1 protein-coding gene and 1 pseudogene are annotated in these 3,385 nt (G+C 65.1%); both read left to right on the top strand.

Going from position 1 to position 3,385, the window contains the following annotated elements; all coding sequences use genetic code 11:
- Positions 1-858 (top strand): annotated as a pseudogene (locus ACCC94_RS28815) (Y-family DNA polymerase); the annotation flags it as partial.
- Positions 855-3,385, top strand: a 2,531-nt coding sequence (locus ACCC94_RS28810) for an error-prone DNA polymerase (RefSeq protein WP_413353002.1), incomplete at its 3' end; no start/stop codon positions are given. The pseudogene ACCC94_RS28815 and the gene ACCC94_RS28810, both read left to right, overlap by 4 nt.

Genomic DNA, 3,385 nt, shown 5'->3' with positions numbered 1-3,385 from the left:
TCGCTGGGCCGCATGGGCCTGCGCAGCCTGCAGCAACTGCTCGCCCTGCCGCGCGAGAGCCTGGCCCGGCGCTTTCCGCCGCAGGTACTGCGACAGGTCGACACCCTGCTCGGCCAGCGCCCGCTGGCCCTGGAGTTCTACCGGCCGCCGGATACCTTCGAGTCGCGCATCGAGCTGAACTTCGACGTCGAATCAACCCAGGCACTGCTGTTCCCACTGCGCCGCCTGACCGCCGACCTCGCCGCCTTCCTCGCCGGGCGCGACAGCGGCGTGCAGCGTTTCGTCCTCTATCTGGAACACCACGAAGGCAGCGACACGCAGATGCCGGTCGGCCTGCTCAGCGCCGAGCGCGAGGCGGCGATGCTCTTCGAGCTGACCCGTGGCCGCCTGGAGCAACTGCAACTGCGCGCCCCGGTGCACAGCGTGCGACTGCTGGCCGACGACCTGCCGGCCTTCGTACCGCAGCACCGCGAGCTGTTCGATGACCGCCCGCAGCAGTCGCTGTCGTGGTAACAGTTGCGCGAACGCCTTCGCGCACGGCTGGGCGACGACGCCGTGCACAGCCTCGGTGGCCGCGCCGACCATCGCCCGGAGCGCGCCTGGCAAGGTACCTCCACGCCGCTGCAACCCGTCACCGAAGCCCCACGCCCCGGCTGGCTGCTGGCCGAGCCCCAGCCACTGCGCGAGTTCGCACCGACGCTGCTGGCCGGCCCGGAACGCATCGAATCCGGCTGGTGGGACGGCGAAGACATCCGCCGCGACTACTACCAGGTGCGCACCCGCAGCGGCCAGCGGGCCTGGGTGTTCCGCCCGGTGGGCGACGACGGGCCCCTGCTGCTGCATGGCTGGTTCGCATGAGCGCGGAGAGCGAAGGCATCGGCTACGCCGAGCTGCACTGCTTGTCCAACTTCAGCTTCCAGCGCGGCGCCTCCAGCGCCGCCGAGCTGTTCGAACGGGCAAGGAAGCTCGGCTACCGGGCGCTGGCGATCACCGACGAATGCAGCCTGGCCGGCATCGTCCGCGCCTGGCAGGCCTCGAAGGAGACGAAGATCCCGCTGATAACCGGCAGCGAATTGAGCATCGAGCAAGGCCCGAAGCTGGTGTTGCTGGCAGAAAACCTCACCGGCTACGAGAACCTCTGCCGCCTGCTCACCCACGCCCGCCGCCGCGTCGAGAAAGGTAGCTACCGCCTGGTACGTGCGGACTTCGACGGCAACCTCGACCACCTGCTGGCGATCTGGCTGCCGCGTGATGACCGCGACGACCACGGCCTCTGGCTGCGTGAGCTTTTCCCCGAGCGCCTGTGGCTGGGCGTCGAACTGCACAAGGGAGCGGACGATGCCGGCAAGCTGCGGCGCCTGCTAGAACAGGCCGCGCGCCTGGTGATTCCCGCCGTGGCCTGCGGCGACGTACACATGCACATCCGTGGCCGCCGCGCCCTGCAGGACTGCATGACTGCAATCCGCCAGCACCTGCCGGTGCACGAGGCCGGGCAGTACCTCTATCCCAACGGCGAGCGGCATCTGCGGCCATGGGAGGCGCTGGCGTCGATCTACCCCGCCGAGTTGCTGGCGGAGACGCTGGAGATTGCCGGGCGCTGTACCTTCGATCTGGGTCAACTCGACTACCAGTACCCGCGCGAGCTGGTGCCCGAAGGCCATACGCCCGCCAGTTGGCTTTGCGCCCTGACGCAAAAAGGTATTCACGAGCGTTGGCCTGCAGGAGCGAGAAAAAAGGTCATCAAACGGATCCGCAAGGAATTGCGGCTGATCATCGAACTGAAATACGAAAGCTATTTCCTCACAGTCCATGACATCGTCCGGTTTGCCCGCTCGCAACATATCCTCTGCCAAGGACGTGGCTCAGCCGCCAACTCTGCCGTGTGTTTCACCCTGGGGATTACCGAACTCGACCCGACACACATCAATCTGCTGTTCGGCCGCTTCATTTCCCGCGAACGCAAAGAACCGCCGGATATCGACGTCGATTTCGAGCACGACCGCCGTGAGGAAGTCATCCAGTATGTGTTCCAGCGCTACGGCCGCACGCGCGCTGCGCTTACGGCAGTCGTCAGTACCTATCGAGGCGCCGGCGCTGTGCGCGACGTGGCCAAGGCATTGGGCCTGCCGCCGGATCAGGTCGGCGCACTGGCCGATTGCTGCGGACATTGGAGCCGCAAAGGTCCGCCACGCGACCGTCTGATTGAGTCCGGCTTCGATCCGGACAGTCCAGTGCTTCGTCGTGTCCTCGTATTGACGGAGCAATTGATTGGCTTTCCTCGCCACCTGTCACAACACCCCGGCGGTTTCGTGATTTCCCAGCAGCCATTGGAAAACCTGGTGCCGGTGGAAAATGCCGCGATGCCCGAGCGCACCTTGATCCAATGGGACAAGGATGATCTTGACGCAGTCCGTCTGCTCAAAGTCGACGTGCTTGCCTTGGGAATGCTCAGCGCCCTACGCCGCTGTTTCGACCTGATCGAACGTTATCGTGGTCAGCGCTGGACACTCGCTACCCTGCCGCAGGAGTGCCCGAAGACCTACGAAATGATCAGCCGTGCCGACACCGTCGGGGTGTTCCAGATCGAGTCCCGCGCACAAATGGCCATGCTGCCGCGCCTCAAGCCCGAAACGTTTTATGACCTGGTCATCGAAGTCGCGATCGTCCGCCCAGGCCCGATCCAAGGCGACATGGTGCATCCCTACCTGCGCAGACGAAACAAGGAAGAGCCCGTTACCTATCCGTCCAAAGCTCTGGAAAAGGTCTTCAGACGCACCTTGGGTGTTCCGCTGTTTCAGGAACAGGTTATGGAAGTGGCCGTCATTGCCGCCGATTACACCCAAGGTGAAGCGGACCACCTCCGCCGATGCATGGCCGCGTGGAAACGTCATGGCGGTCTGGAGCCGCACCGCCAGCGTCTTTTCCAAGGCATGTTGAAGAACGGCTACACCCAGGATTTCGCCGAGCGCATCTTCAAACAGATAGAAGGCTTCGGCAGCTACGGCTTCCCCGAATCCCACGCCGCCAGCTTCGCCCTGCTCACCTACGCCAGCTGCTGGCTGAAATGCCACGAACCGGCGGCCTTCACCTGCGCACTGATCAACAGCTGGCCCATGGGTTTCTACAGCCCCGACCAACTGCTGCAGGACGCTCGCCGTCACGGCCTGGAGATCCGCCCGGTGGATGTGCGTCACAGCCACTGGGACTGCACCCTGGAACCCATTGCCGAACGCCAGCCGGCAATCCGCCTCGGCCTGCGCATGGTCCGTGGGTTGCGCGAGGACGTGGCCAATGCCATGGCCCAGGCGCGCGAGCAACGCCCCTTCAGCGACGTCGCCGACCTCTGCCTGCGCGCCCACCTCGACGCTCGCGCCCGCGAGCAACT

It is taken from the genome of Pseudomonas sp. Pseusp97, assembly GCF_047304025.1.
Taxonomy (GTDB): Bacteria; Pseudomonadota; Gammaproteobacteria; order Pseudomonadales; family Pseudomonadaceae; genus Pseudomonas.
This window is presented reverse-complemented; position numbering and strand designations above follow the sequence as displayed.